Source organism: Bacteroides faecalis, assembly GCF_003865075.1.
Taxonomy (GTDB): Bacteria; Bacteroidota; Bacteroidia; order Bacteroidales; family Bacteroidaceae; genus Bacteroides; species Bacteroides faecalis.
In genome coordinates, this window is the sequence record NZ_BHWB01000003.1 from 164,577 (window position 1) to 190,745 (window position 26,169).

Annotated in this window: 19 protein-coding genes and 1 tRNA gene; 15 read left to right on the plus strand and 5 right to left on the minus strand. The window is 39.6% G+C overall.

The features are described 5' to 3' along the window. Nucleotides 1-131 precede the first annotated feature (131 nt). The gene (locus EJF25_RS06120) at nucleotides 132-1,793 is read left to right on the plus strand and encodes an IS1182 family transposase (protein WP_125040504.1); all 1,662 of its coding nucleotides are present in this window, start codon (nucleotides 132-134) and stop codon (nucleotides 1,791-1,793) included. Between the two features lie 112 nt (nucleotides 1,794-1,905). Here the strand turns inward: EJF25_RS06120 and EJF25_RS06125 are convergent, their stop codons facing one another. Further along, the gene (locus tag EJF25_RS06125) at nucleotides 1,906-2,568 is read right to left on the minus strand and encodes a uracil-DNA glycosylase (RefSeq protein WP_077155043.1); all 663 of its coding nucleotides are present in this window, start codon (nucleotides 2,566-2,568) and stop codon (nucleotides 1,906-1,908) included. Nucleotides 2,569-2,573: 5 nt separating this feature from the next. After that, complete coding sequence (gene asnA, locus EJF25_RS06130) at nucleotides 2,574-3,611, minus strand: aspartate--ammonia ligase (RefSeq protein WP_125040505.1); 1,038 nt, start codon at nucleotides 3,609-3,611, stop codon at nucleotides 2,574-2,576. A gap of 467 nt (nucleotides 3,612-4,078) precedes the next feature. Here asnA and EJF25_RS06135 point away from each other — a divergent pair. Further along, nucleotides 4,079-4,150 (plus strand) — tRNA-Arg (locus tag EJF25_RS06135). A 231-nt stretch (nucleotides 4,151-4,381) separates the two neighbouring features. Here EJF25_RS06135 and EJF25_RS06140 read toward each other — a convergent pair. The 3 genes from EJF25_RS06140 to EJF25_RS06150 all read right to left on the minus strand — a co-directional run bounded on the left by EJF25_RS06140 (nucleotide 4,382) and on the right by EJF25_RS06150 (nucleotide 10,458). Next, nucleotides 4,382-7,240 carry a bifunctional fucokinase/fucose-1-phosphate guanylyltransferase gene (locus tag EJF25_RS06140; RefSeq protein WP_262707194.1) on the minus strand — a complete coding sequence of 953 codons (2,859 nt, stop codon included), beginning with the start codon at nucleotides 7,238-7,240 and terminating at the stop codon, nucleotides 4,382-4,384. A 198-nt stretch (nucleotides 7,241-7,438) separates the two neighbouring features. Then, nucleotides 7,439-8,140, minus strand: a complete 702-nt coding sequence (locus tag EJF25_RS06145) for a Crp/Fnr family transcriptional regulator (protein WP_125040507.1) — start codon at nucleotides 8,138-8,140, stop codon at nucleotides 7,439-7,441. Nucleotides 8,141-8,268: 128 nt separating this feature from the next. Next, nucleotides 8,269-10,458, minus strand: coding sequence for a glutamine synthetase III family protein (locus EJF25_RS06150; protein ID WP_125040508.1), 2,190 nt, complete (start codon nucleotides 10,456-10,458; stop codon nucleotides 8,269-8,271). 218 nt (nucleotides 10,459-10,676) lie between these two features. On the opposite strand from EJF25_RS06150, the gene EJF25_RS06155 reads away from it, so the two are divergent. The 13 genes from EJF25_RS06155 to rfbF all read left to right on the plus strand — a co-directional run bounded on the left by EJF25_RS06155 (nucleotide 10,677) and on the right by rfbF (nucleotide 26,088). Beyond that, nucleotides 10,677-11,621 carry a tyrosine-type recombinase/integrase gene (locus tag EJF25_RS06155; protein WP_125040792.1) on the plus strand — a complete coding sequence of 315 codons (945 nt, stop codon included), beginning with the start codon at nucleotides 10,677-10,679 and terminating at the stop codon, nucleotides 11,619-11,621. Between the two features lie 315 nt (nucleotides 11,622-11,936). Beyond that, on the plus strand, nucleotides 11,937-12,530 hold the full coding sequence (locus tag EJF25_RS06160) for a UpxY family transcription antiterminator (protein WP_125040509.1): 594 nt from the start codon (nucleotides 11,937-11,939) through the stop codon (nucleotides 12,528-12,530). Between the two features lie 28 nt (nucleotides 12,531-12,558). Further along, nucleotides 12,559-12,918, plus strand: coding sequence for a UpxZ family transcription anti-terminator antagonist (locus EJF25_RS06165; protein ID WP_370685704.1), 360 nt, complete (start codon nucleotides 12,559-12,561; stop codon nucleotides 12,916-12,918). 18 nt (nucleotides 12,919-12,936) lie between these two features. Beyond that, complete coding sequence (locus EJF25_RS06170; RefSeq protein ID WP_200832877.1) at nucleotides 12,937-15,351, plus strand: SLBB domain-containing protein; 2,415 nt, start codon at nucleotides 12,937-12,939, stop codon at nucleotides 15,349-15,351. A gap of 7 nt (nucleotides 15,352-15,358) precedes the next feature. After that, nucleotides 15,359-16,456, plus strand: coding sequence for a chain-length determining protein (locus EJF25_RS06175; protein WP_125040511.1), 1,098 nt, complete (start codon nucleotides 15,359-15,361; stop codon nucleotides 16,454-16,456). A gap of 45 nt (nucleotides 16,457-16,501) precedes the next feature. Beyond that, on the plus strand, nucleotides 16,502-18,427 hold the full coding sequence (locus EJF25_RS06180; RefSeq protein ID WP_125040512.1) for a polysaccharide biosynthesis protein: 1,926 nt from the start codon (nucleotides 16,502-16,504) through the stop codon (nucleotides 18,425-18,427). Between the two features lie 144 nt (nucleotides 18,428-18,571). Further along, nucleotides 18,572-19,006 carry a hypothetical protein gene (locus tag EJF25_RS25055; RefSeq protein ID WP_200832889.1) on the plus strand — a complete coding sequence of 145 codons (435 nt, stop codon included), beginning with the start codon at nucleotides 18,572-18,574 and terminating at the stop codon, nucleotides 19,004-19,006. A 204-nt stretch (nucleotides 19,007-19,210) separates the two neighbouring features. Further along, nucleotides 19,211-20,098, plus strand: coding sequence for an NAD-dependent epimerase/dehydratase family protein (locus EJF25_RS06190; RefSeq protein ID WP_125040514.1), 888 nt, complete (start codon nucleotides 19,211-19,213; stop codon nucleotides 20,096-20,098). 5 nt (nucleotides 20,099-20,103) lie between these two features. Then, nucleotides 20,104-21,543, plus strand: coding sequence for an NDP-hexose 2,3-dehydratase family protein (locus EJF25_RS06195; RefSeq protein ID WP_125040515.1), 1,440 nt, complete (start codon nucleotides 20,104-20,106; stop codon nucleotides 21,541-21,543). Nucleotides 21,544-21,553: 10 nt separating this feature from the next. Then, nucleotides 21,554-22,582: a Gfo/Idh/MocA family protein gene (locus EJF25_RS06200; RefSeq protein WP_125040516.1), complete on the plus strand. Its 1,029-nt coding sequence runs from the start codon at nucleotides 21,554-21,556 to the stop codon at nucleotides 22,580-22,582. A gap of 10 nt (nucleotides 22,583-22,592) precedes the next feature. Continuing rightward, entirely contained in the window at nucleotides 22,593-24,065 is a 1,473-nt protein-coding gene (locus tag EJF25_RS06205) for an O-antigen translocase (RefSeq protein ID WP_125040517.1), read from the plus strand. Between the two features lie 5 nt (nucleotides 24,066-24,070). Then, entirely contained in the window at nucleotides 24,071-25,279 is a 1,209-nt protein-coding gene (locus tag EJF25_RS06210) for a glycosyltransferase (RefSeq protein WP_125040518.1), read from the plus strand. After that, entirely contained in the window at nucleotides 25,276-26,088 is an 813-nt protein-coding gene (gene rfbF / locus EJF25_RS06215; RefSeq protein ID WP_125040519.1) for a glucose-1-phosphate cytidylyltransferase, read from the plus strand. Before EJF25_RS06210 ends, rfbF begins: the two co-directional genes overlap by 4 nt. Nucleotides 26,089-26,169: the final 81 nt, after the last annotated feature.

Below are 26,169 nucleotides of genomic sequence, written 5' to 3' on the forward strand. Positions count from 1 at the left end.
TTATATAATAGAAAGAGGTTGTGTCAAAATGCTGGCACAACCTTTTTTTATGCGCAAAGCCCAGACTTTCGCAAGCCCGGGCTTTGTTATTACCCAAAATTTTTGTAACTTTAGGCATAAAGTTTTTCGTTATGGCAAAGTTACATTTTCGTCCTTACATTCCCAACCAAACAGTTCTTTTTCCCGGAAGAATTGATGAGAACATAGCATCGAACGATCCGGTTCGCATCGTTAATACAGTTGTTGATAATCTCAATCTTGACAATTTCAAGAAGCTTTATAAAGCAACCGGTCGTTGTCCTTATCATCCTAAAATGATGCTCAAGGTAATTATCTACGCCTACATGAACAATATCTATTCGTGCCGCAAAATAGAGAAGCTTCTCCTACGTGACATCCATTATATCTGGCTTTCCGGTAATGAACATCCGGATTTTATTACCATCAACCGTTTTCGAAACCGTGTAAAAGAAGAAATAAATACCGTATTTACGCAGTTGGTTCTTGTCCTTGCCGACAAAGGTTTTATCAGCCTTGACGTAGAGTATATCGACGGTACCAAGATTGAGTCCATGGCCAACAAATATACTTTTGTCTGGCGCAAGACAGTCGAAAAGAACCGTACAAAGCTGATGGATAAGATCCGCATTCTCCTGGAGCAGGTAGATGAAGCCATAGCCCAAGAGAACTCCTCCAAAGACACATCCGTAGAGTTCACTCCTGCCATGCTCTCAGATATAGTGAATGAACTTAAAGAGGTGCTGGAACACCAGCCTGTAACAAAGGACAAGGAACAAAAGAAAGTCATCCGGGAAAAGAAGAAACAGGTCCGGGAACTTGAGGAGTACCGTGACAAGCTGATGGAATACGACAATCACCTTGAAGTCCTTGGAGAACGTAATTCCTATTCTAAGACCGATCCTGATGCTACATTCATGCGTATGAAAGAAGACGCCATGAAGAACGGGCAGACCAAGCCCGGGTATAATTTACAAACAGGTACTGAAAACCAGTTCATCATAGACTTCCGGCTGTTTCCCAACCCCACCGATACGCTGACCCTGATCCCTTTCTTCCACTCCTTCCAGCACCGCTATAACCGCTTACCGGGTATCGGTGTGGCAGACTCCGGTTACGGCTCGGAAGAAAATTACCGGTTCATGCAAGATAATGGGATAGAAGCCTTTGTCAAGTACAACTACTTCCATAAAGAACAGCGTCCCCGTTATACCCCCAACCCATTCCATGCGGAGAGTCTCCATTACAATGCGGGGGAGGATTACTACGTTTGTCCTATGGGGCAGCACATGAACCGTATAGGAACCAGACGTGACAAAACAGCGAGCGGATACATCTCCGAAAGTGCCCGGTATAAAGCACAAAGATGCGAAGGCTGTCCTTTGCGTGGCAGTTGCTTTAAAGCCCGGGGGAACCGTATTATAGAAGTCAACCACCGGTTAAACCAATACAAAAGGCAGGCACGGGAAAGGTTGCTCTCAGAAGAAGGAATCAGGCATAGGGGCAGGCGGTGTATAGAACCGGAAGCCGTTTTTGGACAAATGAAATACAACATGGCATACAGAAGGTTCCGGCATATGGGAGAAGACAAGGTGACAATGGACTTTGCCTTCTTTGCCATAGCTTTTAATATCAAAAAGATGTGTGCAAAACTGAGAAAGGCAGGAAAGGAGTTCATTACACTTGCTAAATCTATATTTATTGGGCTATTTATAACTCGATACAACGGGAATATAGTAACTTGTTACCAAATGAATGAGAAAAAAGCGGCATAGCCAAAAGAAAAGATAACAGGACTATAAATTTTAGAAAAAGGTTGTGCCAACGTTTTGACACAACCTCTTTTTATTATAATATCTTATAGAGTTTAAAGAAAACGAGGTGCTTTTACCAAACGATTTCTGTTTCTCCATGTGATTTCAAGTATTCATTTGTTCGGCTAAAGTGTTTATTTCCGAAAAAACCATTATAGGCTGAAAGGGGAGAGGGATGCGCTGAGCTAAGTACTAAATGTTTATTACGGTCAATAAATGCACCTTTTCGTTGGGCATATGCTCCCCACAAGATAAATACGATATGCTCTCTTTCTTCTGCTAACGCGCGGATAGCTGCATCAGTAAATGCTTCCCAGCCGCGGTTTTGATGTGAGCCGGCCTGATGGGCACGTACTGTTAAAGTTGCATTGAGCAATAATACACCTTGTTGAGCCCAACGAGTTAAATTTCCAGTAGCAGGTGTTTCAGTTCCCAGATCTGCCTTTATCTCTTTAAAAATATTAATTAGAGATGGCGGGAAAGGAACGCCATCGTTTACAGAGAAGCAGAGCCCATGTGCTTGTCCCGGACCGTGATAAGGATCCTGACCGATAATAACTACTTTTACTTTGTCGAAGGGGCAAAGATTAAAAGCATTGAAAATGAGTTTTCCCGGAGGAAATATTTGGTATTGACTGTATTCGTTTCTAACGAATTCTGTTAATGTTCGAAAATAATCTTTTTCAAATTCGGGTTGTAGATGTGTTTTCCAACTTTCTTCTATCTGTACATTCATGATTATTATATAAGGTGTATATCAAGTTCTTCACATTCTTTACGCATATCTTCGGGCCAAATGCTAGCCTGTATTTCTCCGATATGAGCTTTACGTAGGTAGAACATACACAAACGGGATTGTCCGATACCGCCACCGATAGATAAAGGAAGAGTATCGCTCATCAATCGTTTGTGGAAATAAAGCTCTAATCGTTTTTCTTCATTTTCTTCTTTCAGCTGGCGTTGCAATGCTTCTTTATTCACACGAATCCCCATGGAAGACAATTCGATGGAACGCTGTAGAACTTCATCCCAAAGTAAGAGATCACCATTAAGTCCGGGCAGGTCATTCAGACCAGTAGAGGTGTAGTCATCGTAATCGGGAGCACGTCCGTCATGCTTCTTTCCATCGCTTAGTTTGCAACCGATGCCGATAATAAATACGGCTCCATATTTCTGGCAAATGGCATGTTCCCGACATTTAGGTTCTAAATTCGGATAAAGCTGGCGTAACTCTTCAGAGTGTATAAAATGCAATTTTTGTGGTAAGCAAGGTTTGATTTGCGGATACATCTCATAAACCATGTATTCTGTACGAATCATAGCTGCATAGATGCGATTAACAATTTCTTTCAGGAAATCAATATTTCTATCTTCGTTGGTGATAACGCGTTCCCAATCCCATTGATCCACGTAAAGAGAGTGAAGGTTTCCTAATTCTTCGTCCGAACGAATTGCGTTCATGTCGGTATAGATACCATATCCCGCTTCGATGCGGTAGTCTGCTAAGGTGAGTCTTTTCCATTTTGCCAATGAATGTACTACTTCAGCTTGTGCATCTCCAAGGTCCTTGATTGGGAATGAAACCGGACGTTCTATTCCGTTTAGGTCATCATTGATTCCCATTCCTTTCAGTACAAAGAGGGGAGCTGTCACGCGTCTTAAGCGTAGCTCGGATGACAAGTTCAACTGGAAGAACTCTTTTATTTGTTTTATTCCTAACTCGGTCTGTTTTAGGTCGAGCAATGGTTTATAGTTCTTAGGTTTTATCAAGTAACTCATAGGTTTTTTGAATGTTAATTGTCGGCAAAGATAGAAATAATATTGATATATGTATTGCATATTCTCTAAAAGATTGTCAATTTGATAAAGTATTTACTATATATGTATTCAAAATCACAATATGAAATATAAGATAAACTTGTGATAAATGTAATAAATAGCTTCTGATTATCGTTCTTTTGTTAATAGTTTGTTGGGATAGTGAGTTAATTTGTGAAGGATAGGAACATTTATAGGTTTTATTCTTATGTATTTGAGAAATAAAGGTCTGCTGATAAAATGAAGATTTTATTAGGAATATGCGAAGATTTTTTATACTTTTGCCCTCGCATTTAGGGAATGATCTCATAGCTTAGTGAATAGAGTGTCAGATTCTGATGCAAGGAAATATTTAGAGTTGGGTTGTGAGAGTACAATTTGTGAACTCAAAGTATGGATTGAGATAAGTTGTGTGAAAAACAATATAAGCACCTGTAGTTCAATGGATAGAATACAAGATTCCGGTTCTTGAGATGAGGGTTCGATTCCCTCCGGGTGTACAATGCAAAAGCTGACTTGTAAAAGTTGGCTTTTGTTGTTTTACACGTTTGCTATATAACTTTACTTTTCTGTTGAAAGTAATTCTATTGTATTACAGAGATGATTAATAGGATGATTTGTTCTGTATCTGCAGCATCTTATCTGTTTATTAATTTATATTTGAAGATGAATGCAAGGATATCAGGTAATAATAGAATTGCGTTTCTAGAGATTTATATTACTTACAAGAATTAACTTCTTGACACTTGTAACCCTTCGTCTGATAATGACATTTCTACAAAACGTGCGCGTGGGTTAGGAGCTCGTTCGGTCAGTATTCGTCGGATCCTACCGGCTGCTTCTGGATTTTTGGCTACCATATATAGGTATCCACCACCTCCTGCACCGGGTAGTTTACAGCCTAAAGTATAATCTTGGATCTGATCGATAATAGCTTTCACTGCCGGAGGATTGGTACCACTGTCCAAAGCTTGGTTTTGTATCCAAGTTTTGTTGATTAAACGTCCGAAGTTGTTGAAGTCTCCCCGTAAAATAGCTTCACTCATATCCAGTGCATGGGCTTTCATTTCCGCAAGTAATCCAAGATGTATGCCTGAATTCAGAAACATAGAGCTGACTATCTCTGCTAGAATTCCTTTGGCTGTACGAGTGATTCCTGTGTAATAAAGTAAGTGACAGTTCCGGTAGTCGGGCTGAACGAAAAGTTGGTCGGGGAGCCAGCGTACTAATGGATTTTGTTCAAATCCTGTTTCCGATTGGAGTAATTTTACTCCCGGGAATACTCCACCGTATTGATCCTGCCATCCGCCTCCTGTGGTTAATAATTGTTCTAATACTAGCGTATAATTGCAAATGTCATTCTTGTCCCATGCCAATCCACAGAAGTCATTGATAGCTCCGAGTACGGTAGAGGCTAGAATAGAACTGGTGCCTAGACCAGATCCCGCCGGTATGGCGGCTAATAAAGTAATTTCAAGTCCTGAACCAAAAGATTTTAGTTGATCTTCTAAAGAAACATAAGATTCTGCAGAAAACATCGGTGCGAAACCGGCTAATGTAAGTGCTGCTTTCGGGATGGAAAAAGGAGAACCTACTTTCTTGTAATCCTGTAATTCTTCATAGTTTCTGATAATCTCCATAGCCCCCATATCAATGGAACGGAGAACAATATGAAAATTTTTGCATGGTTTGATATATACTTGTAACGGTGGTTGTCCGTTCAACTCAATGGCAAGATTGACCACATTTCCTCCTGAATAAAGAGAGTAGGGAGGAGTGTCTGTCCATCCACCTGCAATGTCAATTCTTACCGGGCTACGCCCCCATACAATTTGATCGGAATACACATTGAGTTTCGGTTGATTCTTTTGCTCTGCAACTGCTCCTAACAGGCTATCCCGAAGAAGATGGAAAGCAGCTTGTTCTTCTTCCTTATAATTATTGTCATTATGTAGTTTCATGATACGTGCCCGTAGCATTCGGTTATGGATGCGTATCATTGGTGCTGTTGTTTCTTTTAAAATGTCGGGAATTGGCAGATTCTGGTTCGCAAACTCTGTGGCGGCATTTTGTAAATCAAGTTGATAGAAGATACTTTTCTCATAATTGGCAGCCAGCCCTTGCCAATTATTTCGTCGGTAAGCAGTACGTTGCGCATAAAGACGCTTTAAATTTGCTTTTGCTGATATTGCGTCAGCAGATAGTTTTTCAGCTTGTAACCAAAGCCTTTTCCCCTCTTCAAGTTGAGGTTCGGAGGTCATCCAACGCACTAATATGCCGAGTTCTTCTATTGAATTTGTAACAGGAAAGATGGAGGCGGCCTGTAGATCATCTTTACGTCCTTTCAGGTAATCTAAAGATAATCCTCTTTCTTTCATCCATTGCGGGAAAGATTTACCGAGAAATGTAGTTGTTTCGCTGTCAAGTGATCCTTTGAAAACATCATCTAGTCCGTAAGGTCTTGCTACGAAGTCATTCTTTTTTAATGGAACAATATCGATGCAGACTCCATCCGGTAAACTAATATTCCAATGATTCTCTGGGATACCTGTGATAATTTGACAGGAACCGATCTTCCAGCCTTCTCCTATGTGGCTGTTCTCGATCCATAAATTTGCATTATCAGCCGACAAGGATATTTGTGTAATAGAGTTTTGTATGAAGATAGCCGGATTGGGTTTCACTTTCCGGTGCATAATCTGTCTTTGGTCGCGTACTTTATCTTGTATGGCTAGCGTCGAAGAAATTAGTTCGCGACTTGTTCCATAATGATAGAATTCTCCACCAGGGAGAGGAAGTATAGCTACTGACAGTTCATTTATCTCTTTATCTGTGATTTTAGGGTGTTCGCCTAAAGCCAGTCCATAATCCGAATATAAATCATAATAATTGATATCTTTTGTTCCTTCTTTGAAGGAATGTTTCATTAACAATTCTATGGCTCGGTCACTCAATATCCATATACCAATATCCATCAGGAAAAGATGTGATTTGGATAAGTTCTCTAATTCTTTCAATGAAGGTTTTTGTAACATGAAATCGAGCACTTCCGGATTTTTTCGGTCGGACACAAATACACCATGGTGGGTTGCTAAAGAAGGATTAACCCATAGACCATAGCATACGACATCTACATCAGGAATCTTTTGCAAAAGTTGCTCCGAACGGATGTATACGTCTCCACTTGCAATCAGAGTATTCAGACCATTCGGTGTCTGTTGCATGATTCTCTCATATAGAGGAAGTTGTAATGAAAGCAGGTTCTGACTAAGTTTCTGACCTCGTTCCCAACTAAAAACCGGTATTGGAGTTAATATCTTTCCGGAAGGAGCATATCCGGGTAGACGACGACTTTGCCCTCCCGCATGGAGTAATATTCTTTTCTCTTTTCCTATCCATTGGCTAAAAGATTCTTGTGGAGCAAATTCCTGATGACAGGATTGTAATAGCCAAGTAGTTCCACCGCCCGAACCTAATTTACTTCCTATCGGATCCGATGTACAAAACCAATCTGTGTGATCAACATTTTCCAGTTCATGAAAACAGTTGGTTAAATTTGGAGGTAAGGATAGTAACTTTTGCATAGTAATATCGGAATTAGTTTGAATAAAATCATTATAAATTAAACTTAGACAAAAATAGCATTAATATTTTTGCTTTCCGATTTTTATTCTGTTTTTATAGGCTAATTCATGTACTGCGAGTGTGCCCTTTACCGTCAATGAGTAGTAGATTGCAAATACACAAAGAATAGGAAAATAGTCATCAAATAGCTTTTTGAAAGCTTATTATCCAATTTTGCTTATTTTTTTTAATCTTTCTTCATCTATAATCTTGATTTTCCTTCCATCGATGGTGATCAAGCGTTCCGTAGCGAATTGAGAAAGTGTACGTATAGCGTTTGATGTGGTCATATTGGATAGACTTGCAAGATCTTCGCGTGAAAGATAGATACTTAAAGTAGAACCATCCTCTTCCAAACCATAATTTTCTCTCAGGAAGAGTAAAGATTCTGCGAGTCGCCCACGAATATGTTTTTGAGTAAGATTGACCGTACGTTCATCGGCAATACCTAAATCTATAGAAAGTTGGCGGACAAAGAACATTGCCAGATCATTATTCTGAGAAATTAAAATAGTAATAGCATTCATGGGAATCAGACAAACTATCGAAGGCTCAAAAGCAGCAGCAGCAGTAACGAAATCCTCTTTGGCGAAATAAGCGCGGTAAGCAAAGTACTCTCTCGGTTTGATCATGCGAATAATCTGACTTCTACCTCCTACACCGTTTATAAAGATTTTGACTTTACCTTTGATGAGACACATCAAGTGGGTGGGTGTTTCTCCTTCGCAATAGATGGTTTCGTTTTTTTTGTAGGTTTGTATTGTATAATTGTTCATCAGAAACTCCTTTTGCTCATTGTTCAAAGGAGCTAGCAAATCGGACAAAGGCTCCGAAATATTGATGTCTGATATGTTTATTTTTACCATTGGTGCTACAAAACTGTGTTATACAGCACAAAAGTAGAAAGAAAAAATGAGAAAATGAACGAATCTATAAAAAGATTGCACAAAAGGACCCTCTTTCGTGCAATCTTATTTTTCTCATTCTTGTTTACTTATTTAGTGAATAAGAGCTCCCTGTATTTAGGTAATGGCCATATTTCATCATCCACTTCCATTTCCAGATGGTCAATGTGATCACGTATTTTGTCGAGATACGGGCGTACATTTTCTTCGTATTCAAATGCCTTTTCCTTGTAGTTCTCCTTATGGTTGGCAACTTTTCTTGCTTCGGTCATATCATGTACGAGCACCTTGATAGAAGTGACACGATGGGATATTTCGCGAATCAATTCTTTACGATCAGCACTTAATACCTCATATTCCTCAGGAGAGAAGATTTCTTTCAGTCCTCGTAAATTCTCAAGTAAACGATTCTGGTATGCAACAGCTGTCGGAACGATATGATTGATAGCAAGATCACCTAAAACGCGACTTTCAATTTGCACTTTCATCGTATATTTTTCCAGTTCCACTTCCAGGCGGCAATTCAATTCCGTTTCATTGAAGATACGTTCACCGATAAGGACTGCTTTTGATTGATTATCGACATAGTGCATTAGAGCTTGCGGCACATGGCAAATATTGGTTAGTCCGCGACGGGCAGCTTCTTGTTTCCATTCTTCCGAATAACCATCACCTTCAAAACGGATTGGTTCGGAAGCAATAATTGTTTCTTTCAGCAGGCGGAAGATTGCTTCGTCTTTACCTACTCCTTCTTCCATTAGTTTTTCTACCGATGCGCGGAATTCGTTTAGTTGGTTTGCCATAGCTGCGTTGATGGCGATCATGGCAGCAGCACAGTTTGAAGAAGACCCAGCAGCACGGAATTCGAAACGATTTCCGGTGAAAGCGAAAGGAGAAGTACGGTTACGGTCTGTTGTATCAAGTAGAATTTCAGGAATACGCCCGATACCGAGTTTCAATGTTGTTTTCTCTTCCGGAGTCATTTTTTCATTTCCTACTTGGCGGACAATTTCGTTTAATGTAGCCGAAAGTTGTTTTCCCAAAAAGCAGGAAAGGATGGCAGGAGGTGCTTCGTTGGCTCCTAATCGGTAGCTATTGCTGGCACTCATGATAGAGGCACGTAGTAAATCCTGATTTTTATATACCATCATTAATGCATTCACCAAGAAGGTAAGGAATAACATATTACCTTTCGGGTTCTTACCCGGAGCAAACAAGTTGATTCCGGTGTCGGTACAAAGTGACCAGTTATTGTGTTTGCCGGAACCATTCACACCACTGTATGGCTTTTCGTGTAGCAGTACATTAAAATGATGTTTGCGGGCGATACGTTTCATCAGATCCATAACGAGCTGATTATGGTCGTTTGCCAAATTACAGTTCTCGAAAATAGGAGCTAATTCAAATTGATTGGGAGCTACTTCGTTGTGTCGGGTTTTGGCAGGGATTCCCAGTTTATGGCATTCTATTTCCAGTTCCTTCATAAAAGCGGTGACGCGTGGAGGAATTGAACCAAAATAATGGTCTTCCAATTGCTGGTCTTTGGCAGATGAATGTCCCATCAATGTTCTTCCTGTCAGGCAGAGGTCAGGACGTGCATTATATAAGGAAGAGTCTACAAGAAAATATTCCTGTTCCCAACCAAGATTTGTATATACGCGTGTTACATTCTTATCAAATAACTGACAGACTTCAGTAGCAGCTTTATCTACGGCTGCAAGCGCTTTCAACAAAGGAGTTTTGTAGTCGAGTGCTTCGCCAGTATAGGAAATAAAAATTGTTGGGATGCAAAGAGTTGTATCTACGACGAATGCGGGAGACGAAACATCCCATGCAGTATATCCTCGAGCCTCGAAAGTATTACGAATACCACCGTTCGGGAAAGAAGAAGCATCCGGCTCTTGCTGTATAAGCAGCTTTCCTGAAAAACGTTCGATCACTCCTCCTTCTTCACTGAATTCAATGAAACCGTCATGTTTTTCGGCCGTACCGTCTGTCAGAGGCTGGAACCAGTGTGTGTAGTGAGTTACATTAAGTGATTTAGCCCAACTCTTCATACCATTGGCAACCAGGTCCGCTACTTCCCGACTGATGGGTGTACCTTTTTCAATGGCATCAATTACAGCCCTGTAGGCCTCTTTCGGAAGATACTCCTGCATCTTCTTGCGATCGAATACATGGCTACCATAATAATCTGAGAGTTTGTTGGAAGGGGCAGTTACTTCCAGAGCTTTCCGATTGGAAAGTTGTTGCAAAGCGAAAAATCTCAATTTGGACATAAATAGTCTAACTTTTATCGGTTGATGGCGCAAAATTATATGTTTTTTCTGAAAGTACCCCTATTTTTTAGGGGGTAATTTGAAAAAATAGTTTGTTTTTTGAGAACTACCCCCTCCCTGATGTGAAATCAGAAACTTATTTTTTAAATTTGTCCGTTTACAGTGAAAAGTTACTCTAATATACCCCATGTAGTTATAAACCAATAAAGAATTAAATGATGGAAAATAATAGATTTACCATTTGTGCGATTAATTATATTGCTTCTTTAAGAAAAGAAGGCCGATACTCTACAGCACACGTATACAAAAATGCAATTCGTTCTTTTACTCAGTTTTGTGGAACACCGTCCGTTGCGTTTTATCAGATAAATCGTGAGAATCTGAAACGATATAGTAATTATCTCATTGCCCGTAAATTGAAACTTAATACAATTTCTACTTATATGCGTATGCTGCGATGTATTTACAATCAGGGAGTTGATACAGGTCAGGCTCCTTATATATATCGTTTATTTCATGATGTCTTTACAGGAGTGGAGACTCGGCAAAAGAAAGCACTTCCTGTGCACGAACTTCGTACCTTATTATATAAGGATCCTCAATCCGAATCTCTCCGTCGTACTCAAGCTATTGCCAGCCTATTGTTTCAATTCTGTGGTATGCCTTTTAGCGATCTTGTTCATTTGGAGAAAACAAACTTGAAACAGGGCATCCTTAAATATAATCGTATGAAGACGGGTACTCCTATGTGTCTTGAGATTTTGGATACTGCGACAGAGGCTATTACTTTGCTTCGCAATAAACATTCTACTCACCATTCTGATTATCCCGATTATCTTTTATGTGTGTTAAGTGGTAATTATAAAAGAAATGATGTAAGAGGTTATATTGAGTATCAATCTGCATTGCGTTGTTTTAATAACCAATTGAAACGTTTGGCAAAGCGGTTATGTATTTATTCCTCTGTTTCTTCGTATACCTTTCGTCATTCCTGGGCTACTACGGCCAAGTATCGGGGAGCTTCTATTGAAATGATTAGTGAGTCATTAGGTCATAAATCTATTAAAACTACACAGATCTATTTAAAAGGATTTGAATTAGAAGAAAGAACAAGAATAAATCGTATGAATTATTCTTACGTAATAAATTCTAGGGTAATGTAGGGAGAATGCATAAATGGTTGAATAATAATAGTATATGTTATCCGTTACTTCATAGGTAACGGATAAGAATTCGCTGCAAAGATAGATAAAATAGTAAATAGAAAACAAATAAAAAAAATCTTTTTTTCTTTTTTCTTAAAATATATAACAAGAAAATACCCCCAGACATGAAGAATACCGTTCGTGTCAAAGAATTTTCCATTGTTTGAATGTTGAGGAAATCTACTATGTATCAGCAAAGACTCTTCTGACATCTGATACTAGCCTAATTATCCGTTACCTATGAAGTAACGGATAAACATGGGGTAAAAATAGATGATTCTTAACAAAAATGACAATTCTCAAGTTCTGCCGGCAAATGTGACTGGCAGAAGCGTAGCACACTCAAAACGTTGGTTGGTGGCTGTAGTGCGTATTTACCACGAGAAAAAGACGAGCGAACGTCTAACGAAAATGGGAATTGAAAATTTCCTTCCTATTCAACAAGAATACCATCAATGGAGTGATCGTCGTAAAGTGATCGATCGTGTTTTACTTCCGATGATGATTTTTGTCCATGTCGATCTTCAGGAGCAGAAAGAAGTCCTGACTCTGTCAGCTGTGACCCGCTATATGGTATTACGTGGTGAAAGTGCTCCGGCAGTGATTCCCGATGAACAAATGTTACGTTTTAAGTTCATGCTCGATTATTCGGAAGAAACGATTAGTATGAGTTCCTCACCGCTGTCACCAGGTGAAAAGATTCGTGTAATTAAAGGTCCTTTGGCTGGATTGGAAGGTGAGTTGGTGACGGTTAATGGCAAGTCTAAAGTTGCCGTCCGTTTAACGATGTTGGGATGTGCTTTTGTCGATATACCCGTAGGTTGCGTGGAATCTATTGAGATGGAAAATGAACATGGAATAAAGTAGAGTAATAGTGATTGGGGATATGGGGAATATGCTATTACAAGAAAAAATAGACAATCTGTACAGCTTGGCAGATCGTTTTCTTCACATTGGTGATCAGAATGGTTATGTATATGCTGATGACCTTTCTCTTCTTAATAAAAGCATTCATATTTTAATCAATGAATTATACCCTCAGCGAGGTGTGACTTTAGAGCAGGAAGCTGCTTTATGCTTAGCTTTGTTGATGGGATATAGTGTGTCGATGTATGCTAATTGGGAAGACGAATCTAAAAAGCAAGCCATATTGGCTCGTTCCTGGAAAATTCTTCCAACTCTTTCCCCTTCTCAGACTAAAGAACGTTTATCGACACTTTGTAATGAATTGAATCACTCATTTGAAATCAACTGATATTTATTTAATTAGTAAATGAAAATACAAAACCTATTTCGCTTATTTCTATTAGTTCTAATGTTGGGTAGTAGCCCTTCTCTGATGGCTCAGACTATGAGTGACCAACAAGTCCTTGAATATGTCAAAGAGGGTATCAAACAAGGCAAGGAGCAGAAACAAATGGCCGCAGAATTAGCCCGTAAGGGTGTAACCAAGGAACAAGCCATTCGAGTAAAAGAATTATACGAGAAACAGAATAATGTAAACACTTCCAATGCTACCGGTACAGATATAAATGAATCTCGTCTTCGCGAAGAGATGAAGGAAAACACTTCCGACATGTTGGAAGACCATCCCAGTACTCAAGATTTATCCCGCGAAGATCAAGTATTCGGACGCAATATCTTTAATACCCGGAATTTGACCTTTGAACCTAGCGTCAATCTCGCTACCCCTTCCAATTATCGTTTGGGCCCCGGCGATGAAGTCATTATTGATATCTGGGGCGCCAGCCAGAATACCATCCGTCAAGCTATCTCTCCTGACGGAACGATTAATATCCAGAAGATCGGTCCTGTCTATCTGAGTGGTCTGACCGTTTCTGAAGCCAATGATTATCTGAAGAAATCGTTGAATAAAATCTATAACGGCCTTAATAACGCTACCGATCCGAGTTCCGATATTCGCCTGAGCCTGGGCAATATCCGTACCATCCAGATAAATATCATGGGAGAAGTCGTTCAACCCGGTACCTACGCCCTTTCCGCTTTCTCCACAGTCTTCCACGCCCTCTATCGTGCAGGCGGAGTCAGTGACATCGGCAGTCTGCGTAATGTCCAACTAGTACGTAATGGCAAAAAACTTACCACCATCGACGTCTACGAATTCATCATGAAAGGCAACGCCCAAGATGACATCCGTCTTCAGGAAGGCGATGTTGTCATCGTTCCTGCCTATGACGTTCTGGTAAAGCTAAGCGGTAAAGTAAAACGCCCGATGCGTTTTGAAATGAAGCCAGACGAACCCCTTTCCACCTTAATCAAATACGCCGGTGGCTTTGATGCCGACGCCTATACCCGTTCTTTGCGTGTTGTACGCCAGAATGGTGAGGAATACGAAGTAAATACAGTCAAAGATATCGATTATAGCATCTATAAGATGCGTAACGGTGATGTAGTAACCGCCGAGGCCATCCTGAACCGCTTCACCAACAAGCTTGAAGTTCGCGGTGCAGTTTATCGTCCCGGTATCTACCAGCTGAGCGGTACCCTGAATACCATTCGTGAACTGGTGAATGAAGCCCAAGGTCTGACCGGTGATGCTTTCCTGAACCGTTCAGTTTTATACCGTCAGCATGATGATTTAACCACCGAAGTATTACCCATCGATATCAAGTCCATCATGGACGGCACTTCTCCTAATATCGCCTTGCAAAAGAACGATATCCTATATATCCCCAGCATTCATGATTTGTCCGACCGAGGAAATATCACCGTTCATGGTGAAGTCGCCAACCCCGATTCCTATCCTTATGCCGATAACATGACCTTAGAGGACCTGATCATTCAAGCAGGTGGTTTACGCGAGGCCGCTTCAACCGTTCGCGTTGATGTAACCAGACGCATCAAGAATCCCCGTAGTACGGCCGATAACGACACCATTGGCCAAATGTTCTCTTTTTCCTTGAAAGACGGTTTTGTCATCGACGGTCAGCCCGGTTTTGTTCTTCAGCCCTATGATGAAGTCTATGTCCGTCGCAGTCCGGGTTATCAGGCACAACAGAATGTGAAGATTGAGGGCGAAATCCTTTTTGGTGGTACTTATGCCTTGACTAGCCGCGAAGAACGTCTCTCTGATTTGGTGAATAAGGCCGGTGGTGCTACAAATTACGCTTACTTACGTGGTGCAAAGCTTGCTCGTGTAGCTAATGCCGATGAGAAAAAACGTATGGGAGATGTAATTCGTCTGATGCGTCGCCAGTTAGGAGAGGAGATGATGGATTCTCTGGGAATAGATGTTGATAGTACTTTTACCGTAGGTATTGATTTGGAAAGTGCCCTTCGTAATCCTCAAAGCAGTTCCAATATTGTTTTACGAGAAGGCGATGTCATTTCCATTCCGAAGAATACCAATACAGTCACTATTAATGGTGCTGTGATGGTTCCTAATACCGTTTCTTATTTGGAAGGAAAAAATATTGATTATTATTTGAATCAAGCTGGCGGCTATTCGGATAATGCTAAGAAAAGTAAGAAATTCATTGTCTACATGAACGGAGAGGTGACCCGGGTAAAGGGTAATGCTAAGAAACAGATCGAGCCCGGCTGTGAGATCATAGTTCCGAGTAAATCGAAGAAACGTACTAATGTAGGAGAAATACTGGGTTATGCCACTTCTTTCAGTTCTCTGGGTATGATGATTGCCTCTATTGCCAACCTGATAAAGAAATGATGAAGTGATGGAAGAACAGAATAAACAAAATATGACCGATGAGTCGGAAATCGACTTGATGGAGATTTTACGTAAGATCATCAAGATTCGCAGGACGCTTTATAAGGCCGCAGGTATCGGACTGATCTTTGGCATTATTATAGCGTTAAGTGTTCCCAAGCACTATACGGTGGAAGTAACTTTGTCCCCCGAGATGGGCAGTTCCAAAGGTAACAGTGGTCTCGCCTCGATGGCTGCCTCGTTTTTGGGAGCTGGGGCGACAATGAGTGATGGGGTGGACGCCTTGAATGCCTCCCTCTCTTCAGACATCGTTTCTTCGACCCCTTTTCTGTTGGAGCTTTTGTCAATGAATGTTCCCGTTGATGGTGAAAAGATTACTTTCGGATCTTATTTGGACACTCAGTCCACTCCTTGGTGGAGTTATATTATAGGTTTTCCGGGCATGGCAATCAGCGGGGTACGGTCATTGTTCTCGAACGAGGATGAGACTGATGGCATGAGAAACGGTGATTCCGGTGCTATTGAGCTTACTAAAGATGAGAGTAAGAAAATCATCTCTCTCAAGAAGAGTATAACCGCCATGATGGATAAGAAGACTTCCATAACCGATGTTTCTGTTACTCTGCAGGACCCTAAGGTCGCTGCCGTCGTAGCGGATTCAGTTGTTCGTAAGTTACAAGAATACATCATCGGTTACCGCACCTCAAAGGCTAAGGAGGACTGCGCCTATTTAGAGAGATTGTTTAAGGAACGTCAGGAGGAATATTATGCTGCACAGAAAAAATATGCCGAGTATGTGGATACCCACGACAACTTGATCCTTCAGAGTGTTCGTGCTGAGCAAGAACGCCTACAGAACGACATGAGCCTTGCATATCAGGTTTACAGCCAGGTGGCTAACCAGCTTCAGGTGGCGCGCGCCAAGGTACAAGAAGAAAAACCGGTGTTCGCTGTAGTGGAACCTGCAGTTATACCACAGGAATCTTCAGGTACCAGCAAAAAGACCTATGTGACTCTCTTTGTCTTTTTCTTTGTGGCTGTTGTCTGTGGCTGGAAACTTTTTGCAGAAGAATTCTGGGATAAATTAAAGCGTGAATTTGTGTAGCGGCTGTATCGTGTAGAAGATAACAAGGGGAATATAGATACAATTATGAAGAAATCATTGGAGAAATTTTTGCATTACACTAGTCGCAATTTCTTTAACTGCTGGCTTATTCTTGGCGTGGATACGTTGATTGCGGGTTTGTGCACGCTGTCGGCTTTTATCGGCATTTACTACATTGCGGGTATCGGTTGGAACGCCTTTCAGCTTTTGCAAGTTATAGCGGTCTCCCTGCTGTCCAGTATCGTCGGTGACTTGTTTTTCAACACCTATCGCAATACGATCCGTTATTCAGAGATAAAAGACCTGTGGCGTATTACCTGCAGCGTCTTGTTCAAGACGTGCTGTCTCGCTGTTTACGTGTTTTTTCTTTTGCAGGGAGATAAGTTGTTCAGCAGCCAGAATTTGGTGTTTGTCATCGTTGACGGCATGCTTACCCTGATCGCCCTGATTGGGTTGCGTGTCGCGGTGATCGTTACATACGAGTCTCTGATTGGCATGGTTCGTAAGACCGACATGCGTGTGTTGATCTATGGTACCGGCGACAAGAGCGTCGCACTGAAGACCCGTCTCCGTAACAGCTCGCATTACCGGATATCGGGTTTCTGCGTTTACAGTCGTGAGCGCAGCCGCAGGATCCTTGCCGATTCCCAGGTGTATTCCTTCTCGGGAAAGTCGGATTTTGAAATACTGATCAAGAAACATCAAATTCAGGGAATCTTGTTTGCGCGCTACGACTCCATTAAGGATGAGGAGAGCCGTCTTCTTGAATATTGTAAGAGCGCGGGTGTTAAAACCCTGATCGCTCCCTCGATCAGTGAGGCCGATGTTGACGGCCTTTTTCATCAGTTCGTTCGTCCAATCCGTATCGAGGACCTTTTGGGGCGTGAGGAAATCAAGATTAACATGCGCGAAATTGCGGTCGAATATTGTAACAAGACAGTGTTAGTAACTGGTGCGGCCGGAAGTATCGGTAGCGAGCTGTGTCGTCAGTTGGCTCAGATAGGTGTCCGTAAGCTAATTCTATTCGACTCTGCCGAGAGTCCTCTTCACAACGTCCGTTTGGAGTTCGAGAAGAAATATCCTGAGATTGACTTCGTTCCTGTGATTGGTGACGTTCGTGTGGCCCAGCGCCTCCGTATGGTCTTCGACTTGTATCATCCACAGATTGTTTTCCATGCCGCTGCTTACAAGCATGTTCCCCTGATGGAAGAGAATCCCTGCGAGGCTGTTTATGTCAACGTCATCGGTTCGCGCCAGGTTGCTGACATGGCTGTCGAGTACGATGCTGAGAAGATGATCATGGTCTCTACGGACAAGGCGGTCAATCCCACGAATGTGATGGGAGCTTCTAAACGTCTTGCTGAGATTTATGTTCAGAGTCTGGGCACAGCAATAAAAGAAAGAAGAGTAAAAGGTAATACGAAGTTCATCACCACCCGTTTCGGTAACGTTTTGGGTAGTAACGGTTCGGTGATACCTCGCTTTAAGGAGCAGATCGAGAACGGTGGCCCTGTGACTGTCACCCATCCCGATATCATCCGTTATTTTATGACCATTCCCGAGGCTTGTCGTCTGGTCATGGAGGCTGGCATGATGGGTGAGGGGAACGAGATTTTCCTCTTTGAGATGGGTGAACCCATCAAGATTGTAGATTTGGCGACTCGAATGATTGAGCTGGCCGGTTATCGTGCGGGAGAGGATATTAAGATTGAGTTTACAGGCTTAAGACCGGGAGAGAAATTATATGAGGAGTTATTAAGTACTGAGGAGAACACGCTTCCCACTTCAAACAGGAAGATTAAGATCGCCAAGGTCCGTCATTATGAATATGAGGACGTATTAGGAGTTTACTCCGAGTTTGAGGATCTAGCCCGTAATGTGAGGATCATGGATACGGTCGCCCTGATGAAGAGGATCGTTCCGGAGTTCATCTCCAAGAATTCGAAGTTTGAGGTGCTGGATAAAAAGTAGATTAAAAACAAAGAAACATGAAAATAACGGTAGCAGGCACCTGTTATGTAGGCTTGCCCATGGTAACGTTACGTAAGCGTCCAAAATGACGTATTGCTTCAAGCATAAATAGCCAGATCTTTACTGCTGTATCAGCTTATAAATATGTATAGTAGCAGTGATTATGAGCGTCTGTTCATCCGCTACAAGGCAGAGACTGTTCCACAGGGAAAATCTATTCAGAATTTCTGCTTTAAGATAAAGTACCTTACAATATCTTTCACAAATGGTATAAGGATACGTGACATTTGTTGGTTCCTGTTCAGGTCGAAGACCGTACGGATTTGGAATCTGTCCTGTGGCTTCCGTTATTCAGGAAGTCCCGAAAAATACGGGACTGTGTCCTTTGAAGATAATGATAGACATCTGTATGAGCAACGGGATGCATATACAGCAGCAGAACCTAAGCTATCAAAGTCTGAGAAGTTTGGTGTAGAAACTGGAGGGGCTATGCTGAGCATTATAGGAATGACCCGTTTCTATTACCTGAGGAACTTCCACTACCTTCGTTGCAAGAACAGTCGGGTGTTCTCCATCTAAAAGAATATTGGCTTATCATTGGAACTATAAGAATATGGTATATAATAGGATAAAAAATTCCATTGTAGACAGTATATAAATCAATAAGCATTATGCGTGTTTTTAAATCTTGTGCAGTTCTTTTAGGTTTGAATATGTTCTCTTGTGCTTTAATGACTTATTTAAAAAAGTTCTTTTGTTTATATGGATAATAGTTAGATGGGCATGAAGAATACGAAAACAGCAATAATCGGAGCCAATGGTTACATTGGTAAACATCTTGAGTTCTATCTAAAAAGGATGGGATTAGATCCTACGTGTTACGATATACAAGATGATAGTCGTGAAAATTATAAGCAGGTTGATATAACAGACAAAGAGTCTGTTAAAAATATTGATATCAATGTAGATTATATCTATATGTTTGCAGGTCTTACTGGTACTTATGCTGGATTTGATAAGTATGAAACTTACGTTAGCATTAATGAGATTGGATTGCTGAATCTTCTTGATGCTATACGAAATTCGGAGAAAAAACCTAAGATAGTGTTTCCTTCAACTCGATTAATATATAAGGGAGTTGATAAACCGCTTAAGGAAGAGGATGAGAAAGAGACGAAGACTCTATATGCTATCAATAAGTTAGCATGCGAGAGTATTCTCTATGCTTACAACAAAAGTTTTGATATTCCATACACAATTTTTCGTATCTGTATTCCATATGGCAATATGCTTTCAACAGACTATAGTTTTGGAACAATTGGTTTCTTTATCAAACAGGCTAAAGCAGGTAAAGATATAGCTCTTTATGGAGGTGGAGATGCCAAACGTACTTTTACTCATATGGAAGATCTTTGCTACCAAATAGTACAGGGATCAATGAGTAAAGATAGTAATGGCGAAATTTATAATATTGGTGGTCAGACTCTTTCTTTGAGAGAAGCAGCCGAATTTGTTGCCAAAAAATTTAATACCAATGTAGTTGCAGTGGAATGGCCGGAAAAAGATTTTCGTATAGAAAGCAATCATACATACTTTGATGATACAAAAATTCGCTCATTGTTATGCATTGGTGAGTACAAACAATTACAAGAATTTTCAAAAGACTTATAAACTCGATGAAAACAAGAAATATAGAGGACGTGCAATTAGATTTCCTTGTTTCAGCACTTAGCCATGGCAATTTCATCAGTACTACTGATATTCTTATGTGGATGAAGCAACAGAATGAAGATGTTGTTAGTAATGTCAAGCAGATTCCAATCGAACAACTTAAAGGGTGGAACTATCGTGATGATCGTATTTGTCATGATAGCGGTAAATTCTTTAGTATTGATGGTATTCACATCATGACTAATTATCGTAATGTACCAGAATGGGATCAACCTATCATCAATCAACCTGAAATTGGATTTCTTGGCTTTATAGTAAAGAAGTTCAATGGGGTAATGCATTTTTTGATGCAGGCTAAAATTGAACCCGGAAACTTGAATATTGTTCAACTTTCCCCAACTCTTCAGGCTACAAGAAGTAATTATACACGTGTCCATGGGGGTAAATCTCCTAATTATTTGGAGTATTTTAACGGTGAGAAAGAAGTATATGTATTGGTTGACCAATTGCAGTCAGAGCAAGGTGCTCGCTTCCTTCATAAGCGTAATAGAAATATTATTGTGGAGATTAATGAGGATGAGGAAATCTCTGTAAAGGATGGTTTCATATGGGTATCTCTTGGTCAGATAAAAGAGTTACTACGTTATCCTAATGTTGTAAATATGGATAGCCGTACTGTTATTTCTTGCATTAAGTTTGGTAACTATTCAGAACAGTCGCTTAAATTACTTTCTTCTGTGAAGAACATGTATGGAATTGAGAACGATAAACCTGATTTATTTCTGTATTCAGTTTTGAGTAGCGATAACCATCTTCACGAATTGCAAGATATTATCCAATGGGTGACGTCACTTAAATTTAAATACGAACTTGGTGTGAATTCTATCGGTATTTCAAAAATGAAGTATTGGATTTATGACGGAAATGTTTTGCGTCATGAAGATAATAAGTATTTTGATGTGATTGGGGTACGGGTTGAAATTGGTAATCGTGAGGTCGTATCTTGGGATCAGCCTATGGTACGATCTGCTCAGGAAGGACTCATGGGCTTTATCGTGAAGAAGATAAATGGTATCTATCACTTCTTGGTTCAGGCAAAATTAGAAGCAGGCAATTTTGATATAGTGGAAATGGCTCCAACGGTACAGTGTTTGACTGGAAACTACAGAAATGGTAAAAACGAATATACTATACCTTATTTGGAACAGGTACTAAATGCGCCCAATGAGAATATTTGGTATAGCAGTTACCAGAGTGAAGAAGGTGGACGTTTCTTTCAAGAACAGAACCTGAACATAATTGTAGAGGTTGGTGACGAATTCCCTATAGAAGTAGAGGAAAACTACTGTTGGATGACACTCAACCAGATGCTTTCATTTGTTACATATAATAATTACTTAAATATTGCAGCTCGCAGCCTCTTGTCTGCTGTCAGTTTCTATTAAAGATTAATATATGATTAAAATAGGCATTATTTGCCCCTCAGAAATAGCTTTACGTAGATTTATGCCCGCTCTCCAAAAAGTGCAGGGTGTGTTGTTTTCCGCTATAGGCATTGCCTCTCCTAAAGAATGGTTTGGGGATTTGGAGAATGTCACAGCTGAACAAATTGAAGAACAACAATTTCGAGAGCTTGCTAAAGCTAGTGCTTTTGTTGATCAATATGGTGGCGAGATTATTGTGGGTTATGAAACACTGGTATCATCTGATAAGATTGATGCAATTTATATTCCGCTCCCCCCAGCACTACACTATAAATGGGCTAAATTAGCTCTTCAGAATAGTAAACATGTGTTTGTGGAGAAGCCTTCTACTACAACTTTGGCAGATACAGATGATTTGATTTCAATAGCTTCAGAAAAAGAACTTGTTTTGCATGAGAATTATATGTTTATTTATCACTCTCAGTTAGAAGAAATTCAGTCAGTAGTGAAGAAAGGTGAGATAGGAGAAGTGCGTTTGTACCGCATTACATTTGGCTTTCCTCGACGTGCAGCTAATGATTTTCGTTATAATAAAACATTGGGAGGTGGAGCGCTATTAGATGCAGGTGGTTACTGTTTGAAGTATGCTAATTGGCTCCTTGGAGGTGATGCCCATGTGATTTCAGCTCAAACTAATTATTTAGAAGGTTTTGAGGTTGACATGTATGGTTCTGCTATTATGGCTGATTCTGATGGGCATATTGCACAACTTGCTTTCGGTATGGATAACGACTATCGTTGTGATATTGAGATTTGGGGGAGCAATGGAACCATCACCAGTGGTCGTATTTTGACTGCACCAGCGGGCTTTGTACCTACATATAGTATAAAGAAAAATCAAAACATTGAAATTCGTCAGCTTTCTGCAGACGATACATTCTTCAAATCAATTCAGCGATTTATATCTTGTATAGAGAATGCTAGTGTTCGTATAGAAGAGTATAATCTTTTAAAAAAGCAAGAAGAGCTAGTTGAAGAATTTAAATATTTATGTAAATAAAGGAAGGAGCATGTCCGATAGCAAACAGTCTACATATAGAAGTATTTTTAAAGCTACATCTTTATTTGGCGGGTTGCAATTATATCTGATTTTTATTAGTATAATTAAGTCCAAGTTTATCGCTATTTTACTTGGTCCTTTAGGTGTTGGAATACAGGGACTTTTTCAGTCAGGTACTGAGGTCATTCGTACTTTAACTAACTTTGGATTATCTCAAAGTGCTGTCAGAGAAGTTTCTGAAGCTAATGGGAATAAAGATGAAGTACGCATAAAGCTAGTTACTTCAGTCATCAATAAACTGGTTTGGATTACTGGGCTCTTAGGCGCAATTTTAGTTTGTATACTGTCACCATATTTAAGCCAATCTTTATTTAGGAATTACGATTATACCGTTCCCTTTATACTCCTGTCTGTTACTTTGTTGTTAGAACAACTCTCAGCAGGTCAAAAAGTTATTCTTCAGGGGCTGAGAAAAATAAAAGAACTTGCAAAAGCATCAGCATGGGGCTCTACAGTAGGATTGCTGGTATCAATTCCAATTTACTATTTATTTGGAGTTAAAGGTATTGTACCGACATTAATATTAAGTTCTGTTACTACGTTTTTGCTTTCTTGGTTCTATGCAAGGCATTATATAAAAGCTTGTCCTAAAGTTACAATAAACCAAACCGTTACTGAAGGTTGTTCAATGCTAACTATGGGTATAGCAATGAGTGTTAGTAATATTCTGATAACTGTTTGTGCGTTTGTATTAAGAGCTTTCATCAGTAATAACGGAGGAACAGAAATAGTAGGTTATTATACAGCTGGTTTTACTATAGTTACCACCTATTTTTCTATGATATTCAATGCCCTTGCTACAGATTATTATCCACGGCTTGCGGCCGTTAATTCTGATAATGTGAAATGCCGAAATTTATCCAACGAACAAGGGGAGATTGCTTCACTTATTATGGCTCCCTTATTGTTAATATGTTTGGTATTTATGTCACTCATATTACAAATTTTATATTCAGATAAGTTTTTAGAGGCTAATAATTTCGTAATTTGGGCAGTTGTAGGTATGCTTTTTAAACTTGCTTCTTGGCTTATCGCATTTCAGTTTATAGCAAAGGGTGAAACAAAAATTTATATAGTTAATGAAACACTTTTAAATTCGTATACTCTTGCTCTATCTCTATTAGGTTATAAATACTTTGGATTGGCAGGTTTGGGAGCAGCGTATTCTTTGAGCAATTTATTATACTTTATTCAAGTTTTCTGTATTGCAAAGGTTCGATATGGTTATTGCTTTAGCGTGAGCTTTAAAAAATTATTCACAATGCAAAATCTAATGGTTCTAGTGTGTTTTCTTCTTGTGTTGTGTAGTAATAAATTGTTGTCATATATACTCGGTTCTGTTTGTATATTGTGCTCAGGTATTTATTCATTTGTAGGTCTAGATAGAAGAATGGGAATTTGCAATCTACTAAAGAAGAAATAAAAGCGATGAAAAAGAAGGTTTTACTATATAGCGATTGTAATTTATTTGGTGGAAGTGAACATGTGATATATAACATCATTCGTAATCCGTATTTGAAAGAAAAATTTTCTTTTTCCTTCTTATACAGATATAGCAAGCTATATCAAGATAAAGTGACCGAACTAAACTACAGTCAATATTGTGATAATTTGTATTCAATACATCTGTTAACAAACCATACAATACATAGATATTTAAAATCGAAAATCACAATTCGTATAATTAGAAGGATTCTTTTCTTGCCGTTTTATATTTTGGAGACTGTAGGTTTTTATAAATTCATTAATCGTATAATCATAGATATATTCATCAAAAAACACCATGACTATGCGATAGTGCATATAAATAATGGTGGTTACCCTGGTGCATATTCTTGTCTGCAGTTTGCACTAGGATTAAGAAAGTATCCTAAAATTAGAACTATTATGCAGGTCAATAATTTGGCACAATCAGGGTATGAAAAAATTGATGATAGAGTATGTTCTTCTATTGATAAATTTGTAACAGCTTCCAAAAATGCGCGTAAGGCACTTCTTTTAAAACGGAAAATAAAATCTTCAAAGGTTACTACACTATCAAATTACGTTGAAGATGTAGCTATTCAATATGACAAAGGAGGCAAAGAGGATTTGGATGACGGTACAATCACTATCCTTCAAGTTGCATTACTTCAAAAACGTAAAGGGCAAAAGTATTTAATTGATGCATTGAAAATTCTAAATACTAATTCTTCTGTTAAATATCATTTGTTGCTTATAGGCAATGGTGAATGTTATAATGAAATAAAACAATACATTAAATTGCAGGGTGTTGAAGCTTGTGTACAATTACTTGGTTATAGAGATGATTATCTTGATTATGTAAATAAGGCAGATGTCATAGCTTTGCCGTCAATTAAGGATGAAGATATGCCTCTGATAATACTTTCTTCTATGGCATTATCGAAACCTATTGTATCAACTGATATAGGCGGTATTCCTGAAGAAATTATCAATGGGGTATCAGGCATTTTAATTAGTCCAAAAGAAGACGGTTTTTCTTATCGACTGGCAGATGCAATCAAAAAGGCCTATAAAGAAAGAAATGTGATAGGGGAAAATGCTCGTTGTAGGTATGAAGAATGTTTTAGTGCACAATCATATGCAAAGAATATAATAAGATTATATAACGAATGAAAGTAGTTTTATTAGCTGGAGGCTTTGGCTCTCGCATATCTGAGGAATCTCAGTTTAAACCAAAACCAATGATTGAAATTGGTGGTATGCCAATTTTGTGGCATATCATGAAGGAGTATGCCTACTATGGTCATACTGAGTTTATTATATGTGCCGGTTACAAGCAGGAGTATATTAAGGAGTGGTTTGCTAACTACTATCTTCATAACTCAGACGTAAGTTTCGACTTTCGTGAGGGTAAGAATGATATAACTATTCATCATACTAATTTGGAACCATGGAAAGTGACAGTTGTAGATACTGGTTACAACACTATGACTGGAGGTAGGATCAAGCGCATACAAGAGTACGTGGGCAATGAGCCTTTCTTAATGACTTATGGTGATGGTGTGTGTGATGTGGAAATTGATAAGTTGATAAATTTTCATAAGTCTCATGGCAAATTGGCTACTCTTACTGCTGTAAAGATGGCACAAGATAAAGGAGTGCTTGATATTACCCATGATCAGGCTGTTCGTGCGTTCCGCGAAAAGAATTCTGTTGACGGTTCTCCTATCAATGCCGGTTACATGGTACTGCAGCCGGAGGTGTTCGAACTTTTGGATGGTGATTCTTGTGTATTTGAGAAAAATGTACTAGTGGAGCTTGCTAACAAAGGTGAGTTAATGTCTTATATCCATACAGGTTTTTGGCAGTGTATGGATAACGTTCGTGAAAAGTCAATACTTGAAAAGTTATTGGCAGAGGATAAAGCTCCTTGGAAGCGTTGGGAGCGTTCTGTGCCTAAGATACCTGAATATGCTAAATAATTTTGATCTCAATATCGGTTGTTATTTTTTACTATACTTATTTTTATGGGATATGGAATCTCTTTTAGGTAACCATGTCGT